A 24330-nucleotide genomic window follows, 5' to 3' on the forward strand; every position below is an offset into this window, starting at 1 on the left:
GCGTCAGCCGGTCACGCCCATGGCCGGATCCGACACGCTGTCCTTGCCGGTCTCGATACGCCCGGCAAAGCGCCGCGTGAAGCCGCCTTGCGGCGCAGTCACGGTAAAGTCGTACCAGTTGCCCTGCAGTCCCACGGGCCAGTGCTGCTGCAACTGCTTGCCGGCCGGCACCTCGAAGCGCCACGGGCCGTCATTGCGGTACGCATTGGGCCGGACAGTGAAGGTACAGGCGGCGCTGCCGGTGTTGATCAGGTCCAGGTAGACCGCTGCGTTGGCGATGTCATAGCAGACGCGGATCTCGGGCGCGCTGGCGCCCGCGGCGCCGGCGGCGGCAACGTCGCCGCTGAAGGCGCGATGGAAGCCGTTCGGACCCAGCACCCACAGGTCGTACTTGCCGGCGTCGCTGGCGAAGACATCCCAGCTGCCGTGCAGCTCCTTGCCCGGCTCGACCATATAGCGGCGCGGCACGCGGTCCAGGTGCAGGCGGTCGTAGACATGGAATACCGCGGCGGCCTTGCCGGTGTTGGCGAACAGCAGCCGCACCACGCGTTCGCGCGCGTCTTCGCGGGCGCTGACATGCAGCTCGTACGGCAATGCGCGCGACGGACGCGTGCCGCGTTCCTGCGGCGGCATCGGCTGGGTGCCTGCCGGGGGCAGCGGCACCTGCGGCAGCACGCCCTGCGCCGTGCGGATGGCATCGGCGCTGGCCTTGTCGCGGCTGGGCAGCGAGGGCAGCGGGTTGGCGTTGGGGCTGACGAAGTTGAAGGCCGAGGTCAGGTCCCCTGCCACCGCGCGGCGGAAGCGGCTGATATTGTCCTCCGCGACGCCGAAGCGGGCCTCCAGGAAGCGCAGCACCGAAGTGTGGTCGAACACCTGCGAGTTGACCCAGCCACCGCGGCTCCAGGGCGACACCACATACATCGGCACGCGCGGACCGGGGCCGTACGGGCGCTTGTCGACGTGGTATTCAGTCGCGAGTTCGCCGGTGGGCAGCGTGGTCGCGCCGGCCAGCGTGTCGCCGTCGTAGGCGGGGGCGCACGGCGGCGGCACGTGGTCGAAGTAGCCGTCGTTCTCGTCGAAATTGATCAGCAGTACGGTCTTGCTCCAGATCGCCGGATTGGCGGTGAGCGCGTTGAGCACCTCTTGCGTGTACCACGCGCCCTGCACCGGGCTGGACGGCCCGGGGTGCTCGGAATAGGTGGCCGGGGCCACGATCCACGACACTTGCGGCAGCGTGCCGGCGGCAACGTCGTCGCGCAATGCCTGCAGGAAGCCGCCGTCCGGCATCGTGTTGGCCACGCCCTTGAGCAGCGGGCTGATGGCGTCGTCGGCGGTGGTGTACGGCGGGTAGGGGCTGCCGTTGGGCAGGTTGCCGCGCGCGGCGTTGGCGTCGCGATATTGCCTGAAACCCGCGAGCGGGTTGTCGGTGAAGTTGTCCGGCATGTTCTGGTAGACCTTCCAGCTGACGCCGGCCGCGTTCAGCCGCTCAGGGTAGGTGGTCCAGGTGTAGGGCGTGTTCGAGCCGGTGAAGGAGTCGCCGCTGTTGTCGATCACCGGCCCGCCATGCGTGCCGGCCGGATCGTTGGTGCCGGTCCAGTGGAACAGCCGGTTCGGGTTGGTGCCGCCGTGGAAGCCGCAGTGGTAGGCATCGCACAGCGTAAAGGCATTGGCCAGCGCCATCTGGAAGTCCAGCTCGGCTTCGGTGTAGTAGCCCATCGACTGGGTCTGCTTGTAGGTGGGCCACTTGTTCATGCGGCCCAGGTCCCAGGCGGCCTGCGCATCGGGATAGGAGTGCGGCGTGCCGCTGACACGCTGCGCATTGCCGGCACTGCTGTCGAGGTGGTAGGGCAGCACGGTGCGCGTGGTGCCGCCGTTGGCATAGGTCTGCTGCCAGACGTTGAGGCCGCCTGCCAGCGGGATCGTGAAGCGGTCGCCGAAGCCGCGCACGCCGCGCAGCGTGCCGAAGTAGTTGTCGAACGAGCGGTTCTCCTGCATCAGGATGACCACGTGCTCGACGTCGCGGATGGTGCCGGTGGCGTTGTTGGCGGGGATCGCCAGCGCGCGGCGGATGGCCGGCGGGAACGCGGCCAGCGCGGCGGTCGCGGCGGCGCTGCCGCCGGCGAGCTTGAGGAAGTTGCGTCTGCTATGCGAATTCATTGGGTTCTGGGCCGGATGGGTTCAGGATAGGCGGCGAAGAGTGAGGTGGAGCGGGAGGCGAGGCGGGCAGCTGCCTGCGTCGGCTCAGGGCGCGCAGCGCAGTTGCGGCGTGACCGCGGGCGGCTGGCCGGGTTCGTTGCCGCCACCGTCCGGGGTGCCGCCTGGGGTGCCGCCCGGCGTGCCGGTGGCCGGGCTGTCGCCGGAGTCGCCGCCGCAGGCGGCAAGCGCCAGGCACAGCAGCAGGGCGGCCAGCGTGGAAGATCGGAGAGTCATGGTGTCGTGCTCCTGCAGGGACGGGACGCGTGGCGCCCCGAAGAGTTATCGGCGGCGGGTCGGCGGATCAGGGGTTCAGCGTGGACAGCGGCTGGCGTGCGCCGGTGATGGTCTTCAGTTCGTCGAGCGTCAGCACCCGCGTCCACATCGCCAGGTCGTTGAAGCCCATCACGCCCTTGAGCGCGCCGGGGTTGTTGCCCACGTAGTTGTGCGTGGCGTCGTCGTTGACGCCCCAGCCGGTGCCGAGCCCGGCCAGCTGGGTGACATCGGTGTTGGCGATGGCCTTGTTCTCGGTCTTCTGCAGGCCCAGCACCGGATCGATGACGTAGGCGCTGAAGCGCCTGGCGGCGGCATCGACCGACAACGCCAGGTAGGCCCACTGGTTGGCCGATACCTTCATGCCGTTGATATCGTCGCGCTTGTTGCCGCTGCCGAGGTTGAAGCGGAGTTCGCAGCTGCCGAACAGGCCGATGGCGATGCCCGCGTTGTTGCCCGAGAAGTAGTTCTTGTTGGCCAGTACCGGTGCACCGGTGCCGTTGCCCTGGGTGCAGTCGGTGCGGAACCAGAAGCCGATGGTGAATTGCGGACTCAGCGCGATGTCGGCGCCGTTGTGCACCAGCTTGTAGGCGTCGACATTGGAATCAACCCGCAGCGACTTGCCGGTGAAGTTGTCATCGGCCAGCGAGCCGCCGTCGGTGCCGGCCACCCACGGGCCGAGCGTGGCGCCGCCCTTGCTGTCGGCAAACGGCTTGCTGTCCATGCTGAAGTACGTGGCCAGGCCATCGCGCAGCGTGGGCGCCAGCGTGACGGGCCTGACGTAGTGGATCTGCGCCAGGTACGACACCGGCACGTCGTTGCGTACCAGCGTGTAGTTGAAGCGGTACAGGCCGGTGGGCATGTCGAAGGCGCTGTCGGTAAATTCGCGCGCGTACGGCGCCAGCGAAGCCACCACCACGCCGTCGCGCAGCACGCGCGTGGTGCCGAAGGATTCCGTGGGGTTCTGCCAGCTCAGCGTGATGGTGTCGCTGTAGCGGCCGACGCTGGCGCCGATCGCCCGCACGCCGGCAGCGGCCGCCTGCAGCGGTGCGCCGTCGAGCCGGCTGGCGGCGGGGTCGGCGGCCACGCCGGCGTGCGCGAGCATGGTCGGCACGAGATCGGCCTCGGTCGGCAGTGCCGACAGTTCCGCCGCGGTGACGGGCGCGGCTGCACCAGGCCGGGCCAGTGCGGCATTCAGCGTCTTGTTGGTGGCGAGGAATGCGGTGCGGTTCTCCACGGTCGGTGCCGTGGTGGTGGCGCCGGTGGCATCGAGCCCGTGGCTGGTGGTGACCAGCACCAGCCAGTCTTCGCCCGGCTGCGCCTGTCGGCGCGCGGCGACGGCGGCCAGCAGCTCACCCAGCGCCTTGTCGGTGTCGGCGAGGCCGCGCGCATAGGCGCCGCCGCCGAACCCGCCGGCCTCCGCCGCGGCAGCCGGGGCACTGTACTGGGCGAACACCACGCCATACCCGGATTGCAGCTGGCGCAGCGCGTTCTGCGTGACGCAGCTGTCCACGCCGGCACAGTCGACCAGCGTATCGAGCGCGCCGGTTCCCTGTGCGGCCCTGAGCAGGGCCGGCAACACCGCCGAGCTGGTCACGGCGCCTTGCTGCAGGCCGGGCTTGCCGGCGTCGCGCAGATGGCGGAAGACGGTGGGCGCCTGCAGCGGCGTGCTGCCGGTGTCGTCGTCGATGCCGTGGCGGTTGGCCCAGGTGCCGGTCAGCACCGTGGCCCAGCTGGGCGCGTCCAGCGCCGGTTGCGCGGTGACGGTGCCCGGCACGCCGCCGGTGGCGGCGGGCACCACGTTCAGCTGCGCCAGGTTGGGCAGCTCGCGGCGCAGGATCGCGCCCTGGACCTGCGCATAGGTGGCGCCGTCGATGCCCACCAGCAGCACGCGCGGGCCGCCCTGGCCGGCGGGCGCCGGCGCGGCGGTCACGGTGTCGGCGGGTGCGGGCCCGGGGGCCGTGGTGTCATCGCCGCCGCAAGCCGAAAGTGTCGCGGCCATTGCCGCCGTCAGCGCGCTCAGCGCCGCGCGGGCCAGCGCGCGCCCGTTGCCGTGTGCGCCACGCGCTGCATGGTTTGCTGCCATCTGTCATTCCCCTGTCTGCTGTTCTGCGCCGGCGGCCGGTGCCGCGTGGCGGATTGCGCTTCCCGCAATGCGCTCGCAGAGTAAGAACAGGGGTTGTCACCGTGGTGACAGAGGGGGAAAGAATGCTGATGCGGTTATTCAGATTCTTTCGGGCATTGCAGACAAGGCAGGCGTGACAATGCCGCGCGGGGGCACAGGAACTTCGCGCGGCATCGGGGACCGGGGAGAAGAAGGACCTTCAGCTACGAAAGCCGACGCCCTGCATGATGATGCGCAGCACCCAGGCGGCCACCCCCAGCGCCGCCACGCTCGCCAGCCAGATCAGCACCAGCCAGCCCAGCCGGCGCAGCCACAACGGCGCGCCCATCAGTGATAGCCCTCGCCGTGGCGGACCTTGCCGCGGAACACGTAGTAGGCCCACACCGTGTACATCAGGATGAAGGGGATGATGAACAGTGCCCCGACCAGCGCAAAGCCCTGGCTCTGCGGCGGCCCGGCGGCATCCCAGATCGAGATCCCGGGGGGGATGATATTGGGCCAGACGCTGATCGCCAGCCCGCTGTAGCCCAGGAACACCAGCCCCAGCGCGTACAGGAACGGCGCCATGTCCGGCTCGCCCCGCAGCGCGCGCATCAGCATCAGCATGCACAGCGCCACCAGGATCGGCACCGGCGCGAACCAGAACAGGTTCGGCAGGCTGAACCAGCGCTCGGCGATCTCCGCGTGCGTCAGCGGCGTCCACAGGCTGATCACCGCGATCACCGCCAGCAGCAGCCACGCCAGCGCCCGGGTCAGCCTGATCATGCGCTGCTGCAGGCCGCCTTCGGTCTTCATGATCAGCCAGGTGCTGCCCAGCACGGTGTACGCCACTACCAGCCCGAGGCCGCAGAACAGCGGGAACGGCGCCAGCCAGTCCAGCGGGCCGCCGGCAAAGCGGTGGCCTTCCATCTTGATGCCGTCGATATAGGCGCCCAGCGCCACGCCCTGGAAGAAACTGGCAGTGGCAGAGCCCAGGATAAAGGATGCGTCCCACACCGGGCGTTCGCGGTCGTTGGCCTTGAAGCGGAATTCGAACGCCACGCCGCGGAAGATCAGTCCCAGCAGCATCAGCATCAGCGGCAGGTAGAGCGCGCTCAGCACGACCGAGTACGCCAGCGGGAACGCCGCCAGCAGCCCGGCGCCGCCCAGCACCAGCCAGGTTTCATTGCCGTCCCAGACCGGCGCCACCGTGTTCATCATCACGTCGCGGTCATGGCGGTCGGGGATGAACGGGAAGAGCATGCCGATGCCCAGGTCAAAGCCGTCCATCACCACGTACATCATCACGCCAAAGAAGATGATGACGATCCAGAGAAGGGAGAGATCGATGCCCATGGTGTCAGCTCCGGGTGCGCGCGGCGGGGTTGGGGGCAAGGACTTCGTCGTCCACGGCGGAGAGCGGGCGAGCCGGCGTATGGCCGCGTCCCGGGCCGCCTTCCGGCCTTGGCGCTTCCTGCACCGGCCCCTTGCGCACCAGCCGCATCATGTAGGCGATGCCGACGCCGAACACAAAGAAGTACGCGATCACGAAGATCCCCAGCGTCAGCGCCAGCTCGGGCACGCCATGCGGCGAGACTGCGTCGGCGGTGCGCTGCAGCCCGTAGACCACCCACGGCTGGCGGCCGACTTCGGTGGTGTACCAGCCGGCCAGGATCGCGATCACGCCGGCCGGGCCCATCCACAGCGCCATATGCAGGAAGGCGCGGGCGCGGTACAGCCGTTCGCCGCGGCGCAGCAGCAGGCTCCAGGCGCCCAGCGCGATCATCAGCAGCCCCAGTCCCACCATCACGCGGAAGGACCAGAACAGGATGGTCGAATTGGGCCGGTCCTCCCGGGGGAATTCCTTCAGTCCCTGGATCTGGCCGTCCCAGCTGTGCGTCAGGATCAGGCTGCCCAGGCGCGGCACTTCCACCGCGAAGCGGGTTTCCTCGCGCTCCATGTCGGGCCAGCCGAACAGCAGCAGCGGCAGCCCCTCATTGCCGTGGTTCTCCCAGTGACCCTCCAGCGCGGCGATCTTGGCGGGCTGGTGCTTGAGCGTGTTCAGGCCGTGCAAATCGCCGATCACGGCCTGGATCGGCGCGACGATCAGCAGCATCCACATCGCCATCGACAGCATCTTGCGGATGGCCTGGTTGTCGCGGCCGCGCAGCAGGTGCCACGCGGCGGAGGCGCCGACGAACAGCGCGGTGGCCAGGAACGCCGCCACGCTCATATGCAGCAGGCGGTAGGGGAAGGACGGGTTGAAGATCACCGCGAACCAGTCGGTGGGGACCACGCGGCCGTCGATGATCTCGAAGCCGGCCGGTGTCTGCATCCAGCTGTTCGACGCGAGGATCCAGGTGGCGGAAATCAGCGTGCCCAGTGCCACCATCACGGTGGAGAAGAAATGCAGCCCGGGCCCGACGCGGTTCCAGCCGAACAGCATCACGCCCAGGAAGCCGGCCTCCAGGAAGAAGGCGGTCAGCACTTCATAGGTCAGCAACGGCCCGGTGATGCTGCCGGCGAACTCGGAGAAGAAGCTCCAGTTGGTGCCGAACTGGTAGGCCATCACCAGCCCGGAGACGACCCCCATGCCGAAGTTGACGGCAAAGATCTTGGACCAGAAGTGGTAGAGGTCGCGGTAATGCGGGCGCTTGGTGCGCAGCCAGCAGCCTTCCAGCACCGCCAGGTAGGCGGCCAGGCCGATGGTGATCGCGGGAAAGACGATGTGGAAGGAAATGGTAAAGGCAAACTGGATGCGGGCGAGGTCGAGCGCGGTCAAACCAAACATAGTTGTTCTCCGTGGCGCTGGCCTGGCGCACGCCTGCGGGACGGCGCGGCACTGCGGGGGCAGGCCGGCCAGCCGGCGGGGCGCGCCGGGGGCGCGGGCCGTAGGCGCGTGCGGTAGGCGTAGTGTACGACGCGTGCAGCGCGATGGGCAGCAGGCCGGGCGGGTGACATTTCGCCGCAGCGGGTGGCGCGGGCACAGTCTTGGCCGACTGCCGGAGGTCATCCTACCGATCGGCCGCGAGGAATAACAGCATCACCTCCACGAAAAAATACCGTATCAGTTTTGCGCGGTGCAGAAGGTGCGCGGCTAGGCGCCTTCCGCGGCGGCCTGGCGCAGGCAGGCAAGCATCTGCTCCGCGCTGAGCGAAGGCGCGCGCTCGCGCAGCGTAATGATGCCCACCGGCGGCAGTTCCACCGGCACCTCCATCGACAGCACCTGCAGCCTGCCTTCTGCCTGCATCGCACGCGCCACCGATTGCGCCATGAACCCTGCCGCGCTGCGCTGGGCGACAAAGGTCGCCATCGCCAGGTAAGACGACGTCTCGATCACGTCCTGCGGTGGATGCAGCCCGTAACGGTAGAACGCCTGCTCGATCTTCACCCGCAGCGACGCCCACGGCGGCGGCAGCACGCACGGCATTGCCGCCAGGTCGGCCCAGCCAGGGCGGGTCTTGCGCGCGAGCTTGTGGCCGCGTTTGACTACCACCACCATCGGCTCGTCATACAAAGCCTCTGTCACGAGATCAGGCGCAGCGTAGCCGGGCTCCAGCCGGCCGACGATCAGGTCCAGTTCGCGCAGGCGCAGCTTGGGCAGCAGGTGTGTCAGGTCGCCTTCCTCCACCAGCACGGTGGCATGCGCATGGCGCTCCTTGAGCAGCCCCACCGCGCGCGCCAGCAGAACCGGCAGGGCGGCGCCCATCGAGCCCACCTGCACCCGCCCCGACGCGCCGCTCTGCACCGCTGCGATCTCGCCGCGGGTCTGCTCGTATTGCGCCAGCACCGAGCGCGCGAAACGCACCAGCGATTCGCCGGCGGGGGTCGGCTCGGTGCCGCGCGTCGAGCGCGTAAACAGCGTAAGCCCCAGCATCTTCTCGACTTCGGTCAGCACCCGCGACACCGCGGGCTGGCTCACCGACAGGAATTCCGCGGTGCGCCCGAGGTGGCGGAATTCGTCCAGCGCCACCAGCAATTGCAGGTGGCGCAGCTTGATGTTGGAGCGCAGCGCGCGATCGATCTTGACCATGCCGGCAGTCTACCTAACGAAAACGTTATGAAGCAATGCCAGTTTTTGATTGGATTGTTATGTTTGGCGGCGACAGAATGCTGGCATGACGACGCCGGGCCTGCACCGGTCGCCCATAATCAAAACACGGAGACACCCGCAAATGACCCAAGGACTCCCCATCGACCTGAAGCGCCGCAACCTGCTCATCGGCGCCGCCGCCGGCGTGGCTGCCGGTGCGGCCGGCGTGCTGCTGCCGGGCTCGCGCGCGCTGGCCTCCGCGTATCCAGAACGTCCGATCACCTTTATCTGCCCGTGGCCGGTCGGCGGCACGGCGGACCAGTCGATGCGCGCGCTGTGCCAGGTGGCCGGCGGCATCCTCAAGCAGTCGATCGTGGTGGAAAACCGCGCGGGCGCTTCCGGCATGATCGGCACCAAGGCGCTGGCGCGCGCCACGCCGGACGGCTACACCATCGGCCAGATCCCGATCTCGGTCACGCGCTTTGCCCAGCTCGGCATGCTGCAGCTGGATCCGCGCACCGAGCTGACCTACCTGGCGCGCACCTCGGGCCAGACCTTCGGCATCGCCGTGCCGACCGGCTCGCCCTACAAGACGCTGCAGGACGTGGTCGCGGCAGCCAAGGCGAACCCCGGCAAGATCACCTATGCGCATGCCGGCATCGGCGGCGCGACCCATGTCGGCATGGAGCAGTTTGCGCTGGCCGCGGGCGTGCAATTCAACGCGATCGCCTACAAGGGCGGTGCCGCCGCGCTGCAGGACGTGCTGGCGGGCCAGGTGGAGCTGCTGGCGGATTCCAGCTCGTGGGCACCGCATGTGGAAGCCGGCAAGCTGCGCCTGCTGGCGACCTGGGGCGAGCAGCGCGCATCGCGCTTCAAGGACACGCCCACGCTGAAGGAGCTCGGCTACAACGTGGTGGTGGAAGCGCCCAACGGCATCGGTGCGCCCAAGGGCCTGCCGCCTGCGGTCGAGAAGACGCTGCGCGATGCCTTCCGCGCCGCGGTGGCGAGCAATGAATTCAAGCAGGTCGCGGCGCGGCTGGATGCGCCGCTGATGTACCTGGACGGCCCCGACTACAAGAAGTACGTGGCCAGCGTCTATGCGCAGGAAACCGAGCTGATCAAGCGCCTGAAGCTCAAGGAACTGCTGCAGCAAAGCTGAGCGCAGTTGCACCACCAGCCGTCCACCAAAGCGAATTCCAAGTGAAGTCCAATCCCGTTATCCGCCTGCACGCCAACGACAACGTGCTGGTCGCCCGGCATGAACTGTCGCTGGGCCAGCAGCTTGCCGAACCCCCGGTGCGCGTGCGCGCGCAGGTGCCGGCCGGCCACAAGATCGCGGCGTGCGCCATTGCCGCCGGCACGCCGGTGCGCAAGTTCGATACCGTGATCGGCGTGGCCGCGCGCGATATCGTGCCCGGCGAGCACGTGCATTCGCACAACCTGACGCTGGTCGATTTCTATCGCGACCCCGCGTTCTGCCAGGACGTGCGGCCGGTCGACTATGTGCCCGAGGCGCAGCGCGCCACGTTCAACGGCTTCGTGCGCGCCGATGGCCGCGTGGGCACGCGCAATTTCATCGGCATCCTGTCTTCGGTCAATTGCTCGTCGACGGTGATCCGGCAGATTGCCGCGCATTTCACGCCGGAACGGCTGGCGGCCTATCCCAATGTCGATGGCGTGGTCGCGTTTGCGCAGACCAGCGGCTGCGGCATGTCGTCGCCGAGCGAGCATTTCGATGTGCTGCGGCGCACGCTGGCGGGCTATGCGCGCCATCCCAACCTGGCTGGCGTGCTGATCGTCGGGCTGGGCTGCGAGCGCAACCAGGTCGCATCGCTGGTCGAGTCGCAGGGCCTGGAGCCCGGACCCGCGGTGCACACGCTGGTGATGCAGGACACCGGCGGCACGCGCGCCACCATCGCGGCGGGCATCCGCGCGATCGAGGCGATGCTGCCCGCGGCCAATGCCGCAGTGCGCCAGCCGGTGCCGGCCAGCCATCTCAAGATCGGCCTGGAGTGCGGCGGCTCGGACGGCTTCTCGGGCATCAGTGCCAACCCGGCGCTGGGCGCGGCCATGGACCTGCTGGTGCGCCACGGCGGCACCGCCATCCTGTCGGAGACGCCGGAGATCCACGGCGTCGAATTCATGCTGACGCGCCGCGCCGTCACGCCGGAAGTGGGGCAGAAGCTGCTCGACCGGCTGGCCTGGTGGGAGCGCTACACCGCCGGCCACAACGCGCAGTTCAACGGCGTGGTCGGCCACGGCAACCAGCAGGGCGGGCTGGCCAATATCTTCGAGAAGTCGCTGGGCTCGGCGATGAAGGGCGGCACCACGCCGCTGCAGGCGGTGTACGAGTATGCCGAGCCGATCGACCAGGCCGGCTTTGTCTTCATGGACTCGCCCGGCTATGACCCGGTCGCCGTGACCGGCCAGATTGCCAGCGGCGCCAACCTGATCTGCTTCACCACCGGGCGCGGTTCGATGTTCGGCTCCAAGCCCGCCCCGACGATCAAGCTCGCCTCCAACTCCGCCATGTACCAGCGGCTGGAAGAGGACATGGACATCAACTGCGGGCTCGTGCTCGACGGCGAACTGACCGTGCCAGAGATGGGCGAGCGCATCTTCCGGCATATCCTGCGCGCCGCCTCCGGCGAGCCGACCAAGAGCGAGATGCTGGGTTTGGGCGACAACGAGTTCGTACCCTGGCACCTCGGCATCGTCAGCTGATCGCCGGCTGTCCCACCATTTCTTGAATCGATTTCCGATGGCCCTGAACCTTGCCGAGCCCGCGCTGCTGCGCACCCAGAACCTGATCGACGACCAATGGCGCGATGCCGGCCTCGGCGCTCGCCTGTCCGTGTCCGATCCCGCCACCGGCGAGGCCTTTGCCTGCGTGCCCGACAGCGACGCCGGCGATGCGCGCCTGGCGGTGGACGCCGCCGCCGCGGCATTCCCGGCATGGAGCCGGCGCACCGCGCGCGAGCGTGCGCAGCTGATCAAGCGCTGGCACGCGCTGATCCTGCAGCACCAGGAAGACCTGGCGCGCATCATCTCCACCGAACAAGGCAAGCCGCTCAAGGAAGCGCGCGGCGAGGTGCAGTACGGCGCCTCCTACGTCGAATGGTTCGCCGAGGAAGCGACCCGCATCTGCGGCGACATCGTCGCGGAAGCGGTGCCGGGCCGCAAGCTACTGGTCATCAAGGAACCGGCAGGCGTGGTCGCCGCGATCACGCCGTGGAATTTCCCGCTGGCGATGATCGCCCGCAAGATCGCTCCCGCGCTGGCCGCCGGCTGCACCGTGGTGGCCAAGCCCGCCGAAGACACGCCGCTGACGGCGCTGGCGCTGGCATGGCTGGCACAGCAGGCCGGTATTCCGGCGGGCGTGCTCAACATGGTCAGCGCCTCGCGCGAGCATACGCCCGCCGTGGTCGATGCCTGGCTGGCCGACACCCGCGTGCGCAAGGTCACCTTCACCGGCTCCACGCCGGTGGGCAAGCACCTGGCGCGCGAGTCCGCGGCCACGCTGAAAAAGCTGTCGCTGGAGCTGGGCGGCAACGCACCGTTCATCGTGTTCGAGGACGCAGACCTTGACGCCGCGGTCGACGGCCTGATGGCGTCCAAGTTCCGCAACGGCGGCCAGACCTGCGTCTGCCCGAACCGCGTCTACGTGCATGAGGCGGTCCACGACGACTTTGTCGAGCGGCTGGCGCAGCGCGTCGGCGCGCTCCATGTCGGCCCCGCAACGGAAGACGCCGCGCAGATCGGCCCGATGATCAATGCGCGCGCCGTCGACAAGATCGCCCGCCATGTCGACGATGCCGTAGCCCGCGGCGCGCGCGTGGTCACCGGCGGCAAGCGCGTGCGCACGGAAGACGGCCCGCACTACTACGCGCCGACCGTGCTGGTCGATGCCACGCCGGCAATGGAACTGTCGTGCGAAGAGACCTTCGGCCCGGTCGCACCGATCTTCCGTTTCCGCGACGAAGCTGAAGTCATTCGCGACGCCAACGACACACCGTTCGGGCTGGCAGCGTATTTCTATTCCAACGATGTGCGCCGCATCTGGCGCGTGGCGCAGGCGCTGGAAACCGGCATGGTCGGCATCAACGAAGGCGCGATCGCCGCCGAGGCGGCGCCGTTCGGCGGCGTCAAGGAATCCGGCTACGGCCGCGAAGGCTCGCGCCACGGGCTGGACGACTACATGCACACCAAGTACCTTTGCCAGGGCCAGCTCGGCTGAAGCGCCGGGCAAACGCCAGATCGAACAGGAACAATCCCATGCCCGCAGACAACCCCTTTAAGACCGCGCTGGCCGCGCGCCAGCCGCAGATCGGCCTGTGGCTGTCGATGGCCACGCCATACCTGGCGGAGGTCTCGGCCACCGCCGGCTTCGACTGGCTGCTGATCGACGGCGAGCACGCGCCCAACGACCTGCAAACCACGCTGCAGGCGCTGCAGGCAGTGAACGCCTACCCATCGCAGCCGGTGGTTCGCGCCGTGTCCGGCGACGTGGCCCTGATCAAGCAATTGCTCGATATCGGCGCCAAGACTTTGCTGGTGCCGATGGTCGACACCGCCGAGCAGGCGCGCGCGCTGGTCGGCGCCACGCGCTACCCGCCGCAGGGCATCCGCGGCGTAGGCAGCGCGGTGGCACGGGCCTCGCGCTGGAGTTCCCGCACCGATTACCTCGACGTGGCCGATGACGAGGTCTGCCTGCTGGTGCAGGCCGAGACCGTCACCGCGCTGCAGAACCTGGAAGCCATCTGCGCGGTGGACGGCGTCGACGGCGTTTTCATCGGCCCCGCAGACCTCGCCGCATCGATGGGCCATCGCGGCCGACCCGGCCATCCCGAAGTGCAGGCCGCGATCGAAGGCGCGATGCGCACCATCATCGCCAGCGGCAAGGCCGCCGGCACGCTGACCTCCGATCCCGCACTGGCGCGCCGCTACCTCGACCTCGGCTGCACCTTCGTCGCCACCGGCGTCGACGTGCTGGTCTATGCCAACGCCGCACGCAAGCTGGCGGCATCGTTCCGCGAGCAGCCGGGCGACGCTGCCGCCGTTGCCGCCGACAAGCCTTCCGCCGCGTACTGACCCGCTCCAGGACAAACCATGCAAGCCGTCCCCCAGACCCACGAATCCACGCTGCGCGCGATGGAAGCCATCGTCGGCGCCAACGCGTGCCGCACCGGCGAAGCCGATACCCAGGCCTACGTCACCGACTACCGCGGCATCTACCGCGGCCAGGCGCAGGTGGTGGTGCTGCCGTCCTCGACCGAACAGGTCAGCCAGGTGCTGCAGTGGTGCCATGCCAACCGCGTGCCGGTGGTGCCGCAGGGCGGCAACACCTCGCTGATGGGCGGCGCCGTGCCCGACGACAGCGGCACCGCGGTGGTCGTCAACCTGACCCGCATGAACCGCGTGCTGGAGGTCGACACCATCAACGACACCATGACCGTGCAGGCCGGCGTCACGCTGAGCGCCACACGCGGCGCGGCCGAAGCGGAAGGGCGCCTGTTCCCGCTGCGCATCGGTTCCGAAGGCTCTTGCCAGATCGGCGGCAACCTGTCGACCAATGCCGGCGGCACCGCGGTGCTGCGCTACGGCAACATGCGCGATCTCGTGCTCGGCATCGAAGCGGTGCTGCCCGACGGGCGCATCTTCTCGTCGCTGCGCGGCCTGCGCAAGGACAACACCGGCTACGACCTCAAGCAACTGTTCATCGGCGCCGAAGGCACGCTCGGCATCATCACCGGCGCCGTGCTCAAGCTGATGCCGCAGCCGCGCAGCACGGCCGTGGCCCTGGTCGCGGTCAAGGACCCGGCCGCCGCGGTGGCGCTGCTCGGCGAAGCCAAGCGCCTCTCCGGCCAGGCCGTCAGCGCCTTCGAGCTGATCTCGCGGCCCGCACTGGAACTGGTGCTGGAATACCTCGGCAACGTCGCCGCGCCGCTGCAGGAACGCCATGACTGGATGGTGCTGGTCGAACTGACTTCCGGCACCGACGCCGAAAGCCTCAACGCCACGCTGATGGAAATCCTGGAGTCCGGCTTTGGCCAGGGGCTGGTGCTCGACGCCGCCGTCGCCTCCAGCCTGTCCGACGTGCAGACCTTCTGGCGCATCCGCGAAGAGATCTCCGACGCGCAGACGCGCACCGGTGGCAGCATCAAGTGCGATGTCTCGGTACCGCTGTCGCGCATCGCGGCGTTTGTCGAAGAGGCTTCGGCCAGGGTGCTGGAGCTGGTGCCGGACACGCGCATGGTGATCTACGGGCATATGGGCGACGGCAATGTCCACTTCAACCCGCTGCGGCCCAAAGACCAGGCAGCGAAGGATTTCCTGGCGCAGTGGTATGAGCCGGTGTCGACCCTGGTCGATGGCCTGGCTTATGCGGGCAACGGCTCGGTGTCGGCCGAGCATGGCATCGGCGTGGCCAAGCGGGACGACCTGGTGCGGTACAAGTCGCAGGTGGAGCTGGAGCTGATGTGGCAGGTCAAGCGGGCGCTGGATCCGATGAATCTGCTGAATCCGGGGAAGGTGCTGCCGGCGCCTCGCACATAAGGCGCCGCAACGCAAGCCTTTGCAGCGACGGAAGGTGGGCGTGGCAAGAATCGTCCATCTCGGCTAAGGTGTGTCCTATTGACAAGGGTCGGCCCGCTGCGAGAGGCCGGCCCGCACCACATCGCCCCAACCACCATGAGCGCCCACGCCAGCCCCAGCGTCCCCGCCATCGAGAAGCCCGAACTCCAGTATCCCTGTGGCGAACCGCCCGAACCAGGACGCGCCATCGAAGTCGCGCCCGGCGTCATGTGGCTGCGGATGCCGATGCCGCTCGGGCTGAACCATATCAACCTGTGGGCGATCCGCGACGAAGGCGGCTGGGCCGCGGTCGATTCCGGGCTGCAGACCCCCGAAACGGCGCAAGCCTGGCGCACGCTGTTTGGCGCGGACGGGGCGCTGGCCGGCGGCCTGACGCGGCTGTTTGTCACCCACATGCACCCAGATCACGTCGGCATGGCCGGCTGGCTGACCAGCAAGTTTGGCTGCCAGCTGTGGATGACGCGGCTGGAATACCTGATGTGCCGGGTTCTTGCCGCCGACACCGGCAGGGCGGCCCCGGCCGACGCGATCGAGTTCTACCGGCGCGCCGGCTGGGACGACGAGGCCATCGAGGTCTATCGCGCGCGCTTTGGCGGATTCGGCAAATATGTGCATGCCTTGCCGGAGAGCTTCCGCAGGCTGACCGACGGTGACATCGTTTGCATCGGCGCGCATGACTGGCAGGTCGTCGTCGGCACCGGCCACTCGCCCGAGCACGCCTGCCTGTACTGCCCCGAGCTGAAAGTGCTGGTGTCGGGCGACCAGGTGCTGCCGCGCATTTCCTCCAACGTTTCGGTGTTCCCAACCGAGCCTGATGCGGATCCGATGCAGGACTGGCTGGCTTCCCTGGACAAGGTCAAGGCGGCCGTGCCGGATGATGTGCTGGTGTTGCCCGCGCATAACGAGCCATTCCGCGGCCTGCATGCCCGGCTGGACTACCTGCGCGCCAGCCAGTTGCAGGCGTTGGAGCGGCTGCGTGTGGCGCTGACCGAGCCGAAGCGGGCGGTCGATGTGTTCGGCGAGCTGTTCTCGCGTCCGATCACCGGCAGCGGCGGCTTGCTTGGCATGGCCACCGGGGAAAGCCTTGCACACCTGAATTACCTGCTTGAACGCAACGAGGTCGTGCGTGAGCTTGGCAGCGACAACTGCTACCGGTATCGACTGAAGTAGGGCGCATTTGCTCACACCCCGTGCAATGGACGCTATCGGCGGTACGGGGAAGTTGCGGATAGTTGCTGTGAAGCTTCTCATCGCCCTTGGGAATATTCCGAATTTTGTTGCGGCAGCATGTAAATGCCCGGACACGGTGCGGTTTCTATTTTCATCATTGCTGTTCGATTGCAATATTTTCGAATCAAATAAATCGATAAATCCAGGGAAAACCTTGGATTAACCCCGGAAGTGCGTCACAGGCTTGTGAAAAGCGAAAGAAAGCGCGCATGTGCCCCCGTTTAGACGCTACCACTGGGGGCCATCGCGGCCAGTAGTCACTCCCCACCGTCCAACCTTATTATTTGCGCTCGCAAAAATGCGCCCAGCCGTGGCATCGCGGCGGGTCGAATAGTAAGGGCATGATGGAAACAGGTTTTCGGGACGAAATTGCGGGTGCGCTCAAAATCGGCGGAGAACACCCCTCAGCCATCGCCCGGTCGGTACTCTGCCAACAGGCCGGTGCAGTCGCGGCCATGGCCCAGGCGGTCGGTCCGGAGCTGGATGCGGCCGTTGCGTTGCTGCTCGAATGCCGCGGCAACGTCATTGTCTGCGGCATGGGCAAGTCGGGCCTGGTTGGCCGCAAGATGGCCGCGACCTTCAGTTCCACCGGTACGCCCAGCTATTTCCTCCACCCCGCCGAGGCCCTGCATGGCGACCTCGGCGTGGTCAGGCCCCAGGACATCCTGGTCCTGATCTCCAACAGTGGCGAAACCGAAGAAATCCTGCGGCTGTTGCCTTCGCTGCAGGAGTTCGGCAACCGCATCATCGGCATTGGCAGCGCGAGGTCGTCGACGCTGGCGCGCCACAGCACGGTGTTCTTGCACCTGCCCATGGAGCGCGAGGCCTGCCCCAACAACCTGGCGCCGACCACGTCCACACTGCTGACCATGGCGCTGGGCGACGCGCTGGCAGTGAGCCTGATCACCCTGCGCGGCTTCCAGCCGCTGGATTTCGCCCGCTTCCATCCCGGCGGCAGCCTCGGCCGAAAGCTGCTGGCGCGCGTGCGCGACGCCATGCACCGGCGCGTGCCGGCGGTGGCGCCGGCGACGCCGCTGTGCGAGGCTATTGACGCCATGACGACCGGCCGGCTCGGGCTGACCGTGGTCCTGGAGGATGGCCGCTTGCGCGGTCTGTTCACCGACGGCGACCTGCGGCGCGCGATCGAGCGCGACAGGCAGGCACTGGAGCGGCCGGTGGCGGATTTCATGAGCCCGCATCCCGTGACGATCCGTGCCGATGCGCGCCTGGCCGAAGCCGAGCAGGTGATGCACGCGCGCGGCATCCGAGCGCTGGTGGTGCTGGATGCGCAAGGGCAAGTGGCCGGCATCCTCGACGTATTCGATCGCCAGGACGACTTGCAGCAATGAGCCGGTTCGCAGTGGTTCGGCCCGAAGTTTCGGTGGCGCTGTCGGTCTGGCGCGCGCTGTTCCTGCGCGAGGCCGGTGCCCGCCTGGCCGCCAGCCGTGCCGCCTGGCTGTGGATACTGCTGGAGCCCGCCGCGCACATCGTCTTCCTGATGGTGATGTTCGGCATGATCCGCCACCGGGTGATGGCAGGTGCGAACATCGAGATCTTTATCCTGCTCGGCGTGTGGGGCTTCTTCCTGGTGCGCAACGTGGCCATGCGCTGCATGGAGGCCGTCAACGCCAACCAGGCGCTGTTTGCCTATCGGCAGGTGCGCCCGGTCGATACCGTGCTGGTACGTGCAGCGCTCGAGGCGTTTCTCTACCTGATGGTCGGCGCGGCGCTGCTGGCCGCACTGGGGTTGTGCGGGATCGCAGTGCGTCCGGCCGACCCCCTCCGGGTGTTCCGTTCGGCATGCACGTTATGGGCCTTCGGCCTGGGTCTTGGCCTGGTACTTTCGGCCGTTGGCACGCTGCTGCCGGAGGGCGCCAGGCTGGTACGGCTGGCCTTCACACCGCTCTATTTCCTGTCGGCCGTCATGTATCCGGCGTCGACACTGCCGCACGGCTTGCGCCAGGCTGTGCTGCTGAACCCGATCCCGCATGGGCTTGAAGCCATGCGCAGCGGCTACTTCGCGGGGTATCACGGCGATTCGCACGTCTGCCTGGGGTACCTGGCATTCTGGGCACTGGCCGGCACCTGTCTCGGACTGGCGCTGCATGCGCGCTTTGCTTCGAGGCTGCGCGCGCAATGACCGCCTTGATTGCGATGATCGAAGTCCGGGACGTATATAAACGCTATCGCTCGGCGGCCAGCGCCGGATGGGTACTGGAGGGCGTGTCGTTCAGCATCCCGGCGAAGAGCAGGGTGGCGCTGATCGGCGCCAATGGTGCCGGCAAGTCCACGCTGCTGCGCCTGATCGGCGGTATCGACCAGCCTGATCACGGGGACATTGCGCGCCATTGCCGGGTGTCCTGGCCGCTGGGTCTGGCCGGCGGCTTCCAGGGGTCGCTCAGCGGCCGCCAGAACACCAAGTTCGTGTGCAGGATCCATGGTGCCGGCGCCAGCATTGCCGCCAAGCAGGCGTTCGTGCGCGAATACTCCGGTCTGGACGGCGCGTTCGATGCCCCCGTGAAGACCTATTCGTCGGGCATGCGTTCCCGGCTGGCGTTCGCGCTCTCGCTCGCGTTCGATTTCGACATGTATCTTGTCGACGAGCTGACCGCGGTCGGCGACACGGCCTTCCGGCGCAAATCACAGAAGGCGTTCGAGGACCTTGCCGGGCGTGCAGGGCTGGTCATGGTGTCGCACAGCGAATCGACCCTGCGCAATTTCTGCGACGCCGCGGTATGGCTGCACCGTGGCCGCGCGCATTGGTTCGACTCCGTCGATGAAGCCTTACGGCGCTACAGGGAAAGCATTGCGGCATGACCACGACGTTCAGGTCCGCGGCCCTGGCGATGCCCGGCAAGTTCTTCCGTCTCAGTCCTGTCTGGCGTGCTGCGCTCGGAGCCTGCCTGCTGGCGGTTCTGTATTGGGGAGCAATCGCCTCGGACCTGTACGTGTCCGAGGCGCGCGTGGTGATCGAGCGCAGCGACGGCATCGGCGGCAATGCCTCGGATTTTTCCTCTTTGCTGATCGGTAGTACGGCGTCACAGGACTTGCTGCTGTTGCGTGAATACCTGCTTTCCACCGACATGCTCGGCAAGCTGGAAGCCAGGCTGGGTCTGCGCAAGCACTATGCCGATAGCCGCCGCGACCCGCTGTCGCGCCTCTGGTTCGAGGATGCCCCGCTGGAGCGGTTCCATGCCTACTACCTCAGTCGCGTCAGCGTCGAGTATGACGATTTCTCGCACGTGCTGGTGGTCAGCGCCCAGGCCTACAGCGCCGGGATGGCACACGCCATCGCCGGCGCGCTGGTCAGCGAGGGCGAGCGCTTCATGAACGAGATGACGCACCGGATCGCGGCCGAGCAGGTGGTGTTCATCGAAAGACAGGTGCACGACCAGGGCGAGCGGCTGATTGGCGCGCGCCAGGGACTGGTCGCCTATCAGGATGCCAACGGGCTGGTGTCGCCGCGCGGGGAGGTAGAGAGCCTGTCGAACGTGGTGGCCAATGCGGAGGCGACGCTGGCGGATCTGCAGGTCAAGCGCAATGCGCTCAGGGATGTCTTCACGCCGGAATCGTCCGCGATCCAGCAGATAGATGCGCGGATCGGCGCCGTGCAGCGGCAGATTGCCGAGCAGCGCGGGCGTATGGTGTCGACCCGTGGGCGGGGGCTGAACAAGGTGCTCGAGGAGCATGAACGGCTGCAGGCCGCCGCCGAGTTTGCGCAGGATCTCTACAAGACCGCGCTGGGTGCCCTGGAAAAGGCACGGATCGAATCGACGCGCAAGCTCAAGAACGTGGCGGTGGTCCAGAGCCCGACCCGGCCCGAATACCCACTGCTACCCCGCCGCCTCTACAACATCGTGGTTTTCGTGCTGGCGGCGCTGATGGCTGCGGGGGTGGTCGAACTGTTGCGCGCCATCATTCGCGACCACCGGGACTAGTGATGCTTGCAAGACGCCTTATAGACTTTCTCGCATGCGCCGCTATGGCCATCTCCTGTGCCGGGGTTGTCCATGCGCAGGGCGGCACAGGCCTGCCTGGTATCCCACGTGCCACGGCTCTCGTCCCAATGGAACTGGCCGCGCCGGCGTCACAGGCTGGGACCGTGGCGGCGCCGGTATTGCCGGCGAAGACGGAACCGCCGCTGCCCGACAACGCGCCGCAGAACAATGACTACGCTGCGAACATGGCCAGCGACGCCTTTGGCGCGCAACTGTTCACCGGCGCGTTCAGCCGCGACAGCGCCGCGGTATTCAATCCGAGCCACGTGATCGCCGTAGGCGACCGCATCCAGCTGCGCATCTGGAACGGCTACAACGTTGATACCGTGCTGGCGGTCGATGCCGGCGGCAACATCCTGCTGCCGGAAGTGGGGCCATTCCACGTCCAGGGCACGACCAATGGCGCGTTGCAGGCTACTGTCAGCAACGCGTTGCGCCGCGTCTTCGCCAGCAAGGTGTCGATTTACGCCAGCTTGCTCGCGGCCCAGCCGGTGCGGGTCTACGTGACAGGGGCGGTGCGGCGGCCAGGCCTGTACGACGGCACGTCCAGCGATAGCGTGCTGCGCTACCTGGATCAGGCCGGCGGCGTCGACCCGGAGCGCGGTTCGTTCCTGGACGTTGCCATCCGGCGCGGCAACCAGACCCTGGAGGTGGTCAACCTCTATGACTTTCTGTTGCGGGGCGAGTTGCCCGCGCGCCAGCTGAACAATGGCGACGTCATCCTGGTCCAGTCGCGCAAGAAGACGGTCAAGGTTACTGGCCTGGCCGAGAACGCCAGGCGTTTCGAGTTTCCCGGGGAGCAGACGCGGCTGGCCGACCTGGTACGGCTGGCGCGGCCGCTACCGCAAGCGACCAATGTGCGCGTGGTGCGCAACACCGGCACCGTCAGGGATGTAGAGTATTTCCCCATCATGCAGGAAACCCAGGTCGCCCTGTTCGACGGCGACGAGATCGAGTTCACGGCCGACAAGCGCCCGGGCACTATCACCGTGCGGGTGGAAGGCGCGCACGACGGTCCGCAGGAGTATGTCCTGCCTTACGGCAGCCGCATGGGCCAGCTGGTTGGCCGATTGCGTTTCACTGCTGAGTCGGATGCGGACAGCATCCAGTTGTTCCGGCAGAGCGTCAAGGCGCGCCAGAAGTTGCTGCTGAACGCCACCCTGCAAAGCCTGGAAGCGAGCGTGCTGACCGCCCGCGCCGGTACCGCGGAAGAGGCGCAACTGAGGCGCGAAGAGGCCGCCCTGGTGCTGCAATGGGTGGAGCGCGCCCGCAAGATCGAGCCCAGCGGCCAGACATTGATCGGGCAGGCGTCGGGCCGTGACGGCCTGCTACTGGAGAACGGCGACATCCTGCGTGTGCCGGTCAAGGACGGCCTTGTGTTGATCAGCGGGGAGGTCCTGTTTCCCAACGCGGTCGCCTATGACAAAGGCATGGATCTCGACGATTTCATCCGGCAGGCGGGTGGCTTCTCACAGAATGCCGACACCTCCCGCGTGTTGATCTCGCACCGGGATGGCAGCTTCTCCGACGGCAAGCGCGACGACACAGTGCACCCGGGCGACGAAATCATGGTGCTGCCCAAGGTGGACTTCAAGACGCGGCAGTTCACCAAGGATGTTTTCCAGATTCTTTACCAGATTGCTATCAGCGCCAAGGTTGTCCTCGGCCTGTGAACGATAAGAGCGGATCCATGCTGACCATCATCACCCCCTTCTATGCCAGGCAACGCGATGACTACCTCTATGAACGGATGCGACGCTTCGTTGCCCAGGAGCCGCTGGTTGAAGGCATCCATCGGTTGATAGTGGACTTCGGATCGCCACAGCATGTCGTCGATGACCTTGCGGCGTACTGCCAGGCGGCGGATATTCGTCTGTTGAGCCTGGGCCGGCGGGGCGAGCCGTTTTCTGCCGGCGCCTGCCGCAATCACGGGGCGCAGGTGGCATCGACCGAATTCATTGCGTTCCAGGACGTCGACCTGACGGCGCCGCCATCCGTGTACCAGCGGCTGGCGCGGAGCCTGAGGCTCGCATCACCCAACTTCAATCATCTGGAATGCCTTCCGTGCCTCTACCTGACGCCGGCGGGTACCCTGGAATACGAATCGATGGAGCCCGAAGCGGCCAAGGCGCGCTTCCAGGAGTACTTCGCCGAAGGGGATGTCGAACGCATCCAGATGTATGCCCCGGCCACGTCCGCCATCGTCCTGCGGCGGTCCTTCTATCTTTCGATGGGCGGCATGCGCCAGGAATTCTTCGGTCATGGCTACGAAGATTTCGAGCTGATGAACCGGCTTGCGTGGAAAGCCCGGCGCTTTATCCGGTCGCACGACTACTATTCCCACGATTACAAGTACGGCGCGCTGGAGTACAGGGGCTATCGCAGCTTCTTTTCCCTGTTCGGGCGCCAGAACATGGCCTCGGGCATGTTCTTCTGCCATCTGTATCACCCGACGCCGGCGCTTCCCGGCTATGCAAAGCGCAATGCCGCCAACCGCATGCTGTTCGAACGCTTCGTCAAGGCGCTCGATACGGACCTGGAACTGCCGCCCGCGCTGTGCGACGGCGCCTCGACGCAACGGACGCTGGCGTTGTCAGGCCGGAACACAATACCGATGAAGAGCATCCGCATGGCGATCGCGCATCTGGGCAACGTGGTGTACATGGAGCCCGGCGACTTTGCCGATGCGCAGACTTTCGTCAGCTATGTGCGCGAGAACCGCTTCAACCGTGTTCTCTTCCTGACGCCCTATGGGAACGAACAGCGGCTGGCGCTCTATCATGCCTGCAAGGCTGATGGCATCCCGTTTCTCGTTTTCGACCGTGGCGCATTGCCCGGCTCCTGGTTCTTCGACCCTTGCGGTTTCAATGCCGACAGCGCGTCCTATGCGCCGCCGAAATGGAATTTCCCGTTGTCGGCAGAGGCGAAGGAGGCTGCCGAGCGCTATATCGATGCGCTGGTCTCATCCGAAGAAACGCTGGAAGAGAACGGCGACCGGATCGGCGCGGAGAACTTGCGCGCGAAATATAACCTGCATGGCAAGAAGGTGTTGTTTGTGCCGATGCAGCGCCCGGGGGATTCGGTAATCCGTCACTTTGCCGGTCACGCGGAAAGCGTGGAGAACTTCTGTTTCGTATTGTCCCAGTTGTCGCTGCGGCTTCCACCAGACTGGCGGGTCGTGGTGAAGCGGCATCCGCTTGAAACGACGATGCCGCCGGTTCCCGGCGCGATCGAACTGGCTCCCGCGACCCATGTCTACGATGCATTGTCAGCGTGCGACGCGGTGCTGACGGTGAATTCCGGCGTCGGGCTGCTGTCGTTGCTGTTCGGCAAGCCGACCTACAACTTCGGATCCGCATTCTATTGCCATGCCGGGTTATCCACGCAGGTGTGCGGGCTGGAGGACATCGTGAACAGGGTGGTGGAACTGCGGGCGCCATCGCAGGAGCACGTGCTGCGGTTTGTGCATTACCTCACCGATGTGTTCTATTCCTTCGCCGATACGCAATGCCGCAAGGTCAACGAGGGCGGGGCCACTCGCAATGTCGCAGTGAACCTCGACTTTACCGAGCTGAGGCTTCCGGGACAGACGCCGCGTACTTTCCTCTGGCGCACCGAACCTGCCAGGAAGAACTCGCCAGTCTATGACTTTTACCGGGAGTACATCGCCAGGATGGGCAAGCCTGTCGCGACGCCGACAAAGGTCGCCGCATCGAAGTCCGCGACAACGCGGGCGCCGATCAAGGCCGCGGTTCCCGACGTGCAGAAGGCCGGGCCTGCCAGCAACGTACCCGCCGCCAGGCGAATGCCGGGCACAACCGCCCGCAAGCTGTCGAAGCTGATTCGCGATCCTCGCCGATTCTTTGTGGATGCCGTACGGAATCGGGTTGGCTGAGATCGCGGAT

19 protein-coding genes are annotated in these 24330 nt (G+C 67.0%); 12 read left to right on the forward strand and 7 right to left on the reverse strand.

Annotated elements, in window-relative coordinates; genetic code table 11:
* Positions 1-3: 3 nt before the first annotated feature.
* From JTE92_RS05120 to JTE92_RS05150, 7 genes are all read right to left on the reverse strand, one after another.
* Entirely contained in the window at positions 4-2157 is a 2154-nt protein-coding gene (locus JTE92_RS05120; RefSeq protein WP_063240307.1) for a phosphocholine-specific phospholipase C, read from the reverse strand.
* A gap of 84 nt (positions 2158-2241) precedes the next feature.
* Positions 2242-2430, reverse strand: a complete 189-nt coding sequence (locus JTE92_RS05125) for a hypothetical protein (RefSeq protein ID WP_063240306.1) — start codon at positions 2428-2430, stop codon at positions 2242-2244.
* 67 nt (positions 2431-2497) lie between these two features.
* On the reverse strand, positions 2498-4552 hold the full coding sequence (locus JTE92_RS05130) for a LamG-like jellyroll fold domain-containing protein (RefSeq protein ID WP_063240305.1): 2055 nt from the start codon (positions 4550-4552) through the stop codon (positions 2498-2500).
* A gap of 238 nt (positions 4553-4790) precedes the next feature.
* On the reverse strand, positions 4791-4919 hold the full coding sequence (locus JTE92_RS05135; RefSeq protein ID WP_084254696.1) for a DUF2474 domain-containing protein: 129 nt from the start codon (positions 4917-4919) through the stop codon (positions 4791-4793).
* Entirely contained in the window at positions 4919-5926 is a 1008-nt protein-coding gene (gene cydB, locus JTE92_RS05140) for a cytochrome d ubiquinol oxidase subunit II (protein WP_063240304.1), read from the reverse strand. Before cydB ends, JTE92_RS05135 begins: the two co-directional genes overlap by 1 nt.
* Before the next feature lie 4 nt (positions 5927-5930).
* Positions 5931-7361 (reverse strand): cytochrome ubiquinol oxidase subunit I, encoded by a 1431-nt coding sequence (locus JTE92_RS05145; RefSeq protein WP_063240303.1) that lies wholly within the window; start codon positions 7359-7361, stop codon positions 5931-5933.
* Positions 7362-7667: 306 nt separating this feature from the next.
* A complete protein-coding gene (locus JTE92_RS05150; protein WP_063240302.1) occupies positions 7668-8603 on the reverse strand; it encodes a LysR substrate-binding domain-containing protein in 936 nt (311 codons plus the stop codon).
* 142 nt (positions 8604-8745) lie between these two features.
* Between JTE92_RS05150 and JTE92_RS05155 the strand changes: the two genes are divergently transcribed.
* The 12 genes from JTE92_RS05155 (at position 8746) to JTE92_RS05210 (ending at position 24320) form a co-directional block, all read left to right on the forward strand.
* Entirely contained in the window at positions 8746-9762 is a 1017-nt protein-coding gene (locus tag JTE92_RS05155; RefSeq protein ID WP_063240301.1) for a tripartite tricarboxylate transporter substrate binding protein, read from the forward strand.
* A gap of 41 nt (positions 9763-9803) precedes the next feature.
* Positions 9804-11327, forward strand: a complete 1524-nt coding sequence (locus JTE92_RS05160) for a UxaA family hydrolase (RefSeq protein WP_063240300.1) — start codon at positions 9804-9806, stop codon at positions 11325-11327.
* A 37-nt stretch (positions 11328-11364) separates the two neighbouring features.
* On the forward strand, positions 11365-12840 hold the full coding sequence (locus tag JTE92_RS05165; protein WP_063240299.1) for an NAD-dependent succinate-semialdehyde dehydrogenase: 1476 nt from the start codon (positions 11365-11367) through the stop codon (positions 12838-12840).
* Positions 12841-12878: 38 nt separating this feature from the next.
* Positions 12879-13694 carry a 4-hydroxy-2-oxoheptanedioate aldolase gene (hpaI, locus tag JTE92_RS05170; protein WP_063240298.1) on the forward strand — a complete coding sequence of 272 codons (816 nt, stop codon included), beginning with the start codon at positions 12879-12881 and terminating at the stop codon, positions 13692-13694.
* 60 nt (positions 13695-13754) lie between these two features.
* On the forward strand, positions 13755-15158 hold the full coding sequence (locus JTE92_RS05175; protein WP_116386988.1) for an FAD-binding oxidoreductase: 1404 nt from the start codon (positions 13755-13757) through the stop codon (positions 15156-15158).
* A 135-nt stretch (positions 15159-15293) separates the two neighbouring features.
* Complete coding sequence (locus tag JTE92_RS05180; RefSeq protein ID WP_063240296.1) at positions 15294-16367, forward strand: MBL fold metallo-hydrolase; 1074 nt, start codon at positions 15294-15296, stop codon at positions 16365-16367.
* A gap of 515 nt (positions 16368-16882) precedes the next feature.
* Positions 16883-17776, forward strand: a complete 894-nt coding sequence (locus tag JTE92_RS05185; RefSeq protein ID WP_063240295.1) for a KpsF/GutQ family sugar-phosphate isomerase — start codon at positions 16883-16885, stop codon at positions 17774-17776.
* On the forward strand, positions 17773-18567 hold the full coding sequence (locus tag JTE92_RS05190; RefSeq protein WP_063240294.1) for an ABC transporter permease: 795 nt from the start codon (positions 17773-17775) through the stop codon (positions 18565-18567). The genes JTE92_RS05185 and JTE92_RS05190 overlap by 4 nt, the downstream gene beginning before the upstream one ends.
* A 14-nt stretch (positions 18568-18581) precedes the next feature.
* Positions 18582-19244: an ABC transporter ATP-binding protein gene (locus JTE92_RS05195; RefSeq protein WP_063240416.1), complete on the forward strand. Its 663-nt coding sequence runs from the start codon at positions 18582-18584 to the stop codon at positions 19242-19244.
* Positions 19241-20365, forward strand: a complete 1125-nt coding sequence (locus tag JTE92_RS05200; protein WP_063240293.1) for a KpsE/RkpR family capsule polysaccharide export protein — start codon at positions 19241-19243, stop codon at positions 20363-20365. Before JTE92_RS05195 ends, JTE92_RS05200 begins: the two co-directional genes overlap by 4 nt.
* Positions 20366-20409: 44 nt before the next feature.
* Positions 20410-22098: a polysaccharide biosynthesis/export family protein gene (locus JTE92_RS05205; protein ID WP_371136904.1), complete on the forward strand. Its 1689-nt coding sequence runs from the start codon at positions 20410-20412 to the stop codon at positions 22096-22098.
* A 17-nt stretch (positions 22099-22115) separates the two neighbouring features.
* A complete protein-coding gene (locus JTE92_RS05210) occupies positions 22116-24320 on the forward strand; it encodes a capsular polysaccharide export protein, LipB/KpsS family (protein WP_063240291.1) in 2205 nt (734 codons plus the stop codon).
* Positions 24321-24330 lie beyond the last annotated feature (10 nt).

It is taken from the genome of Cupriavidus oxalaticus (assembly GCF_016894385.1).
In the GTDB taxonomy this organism is placed as follows: Bacteria; Pseudomonadota; Gammaproteobacteria; order Burkholderiales; family Burkholderiaceae; genus Cupriavidus; species Cupriavidus oxalaticus.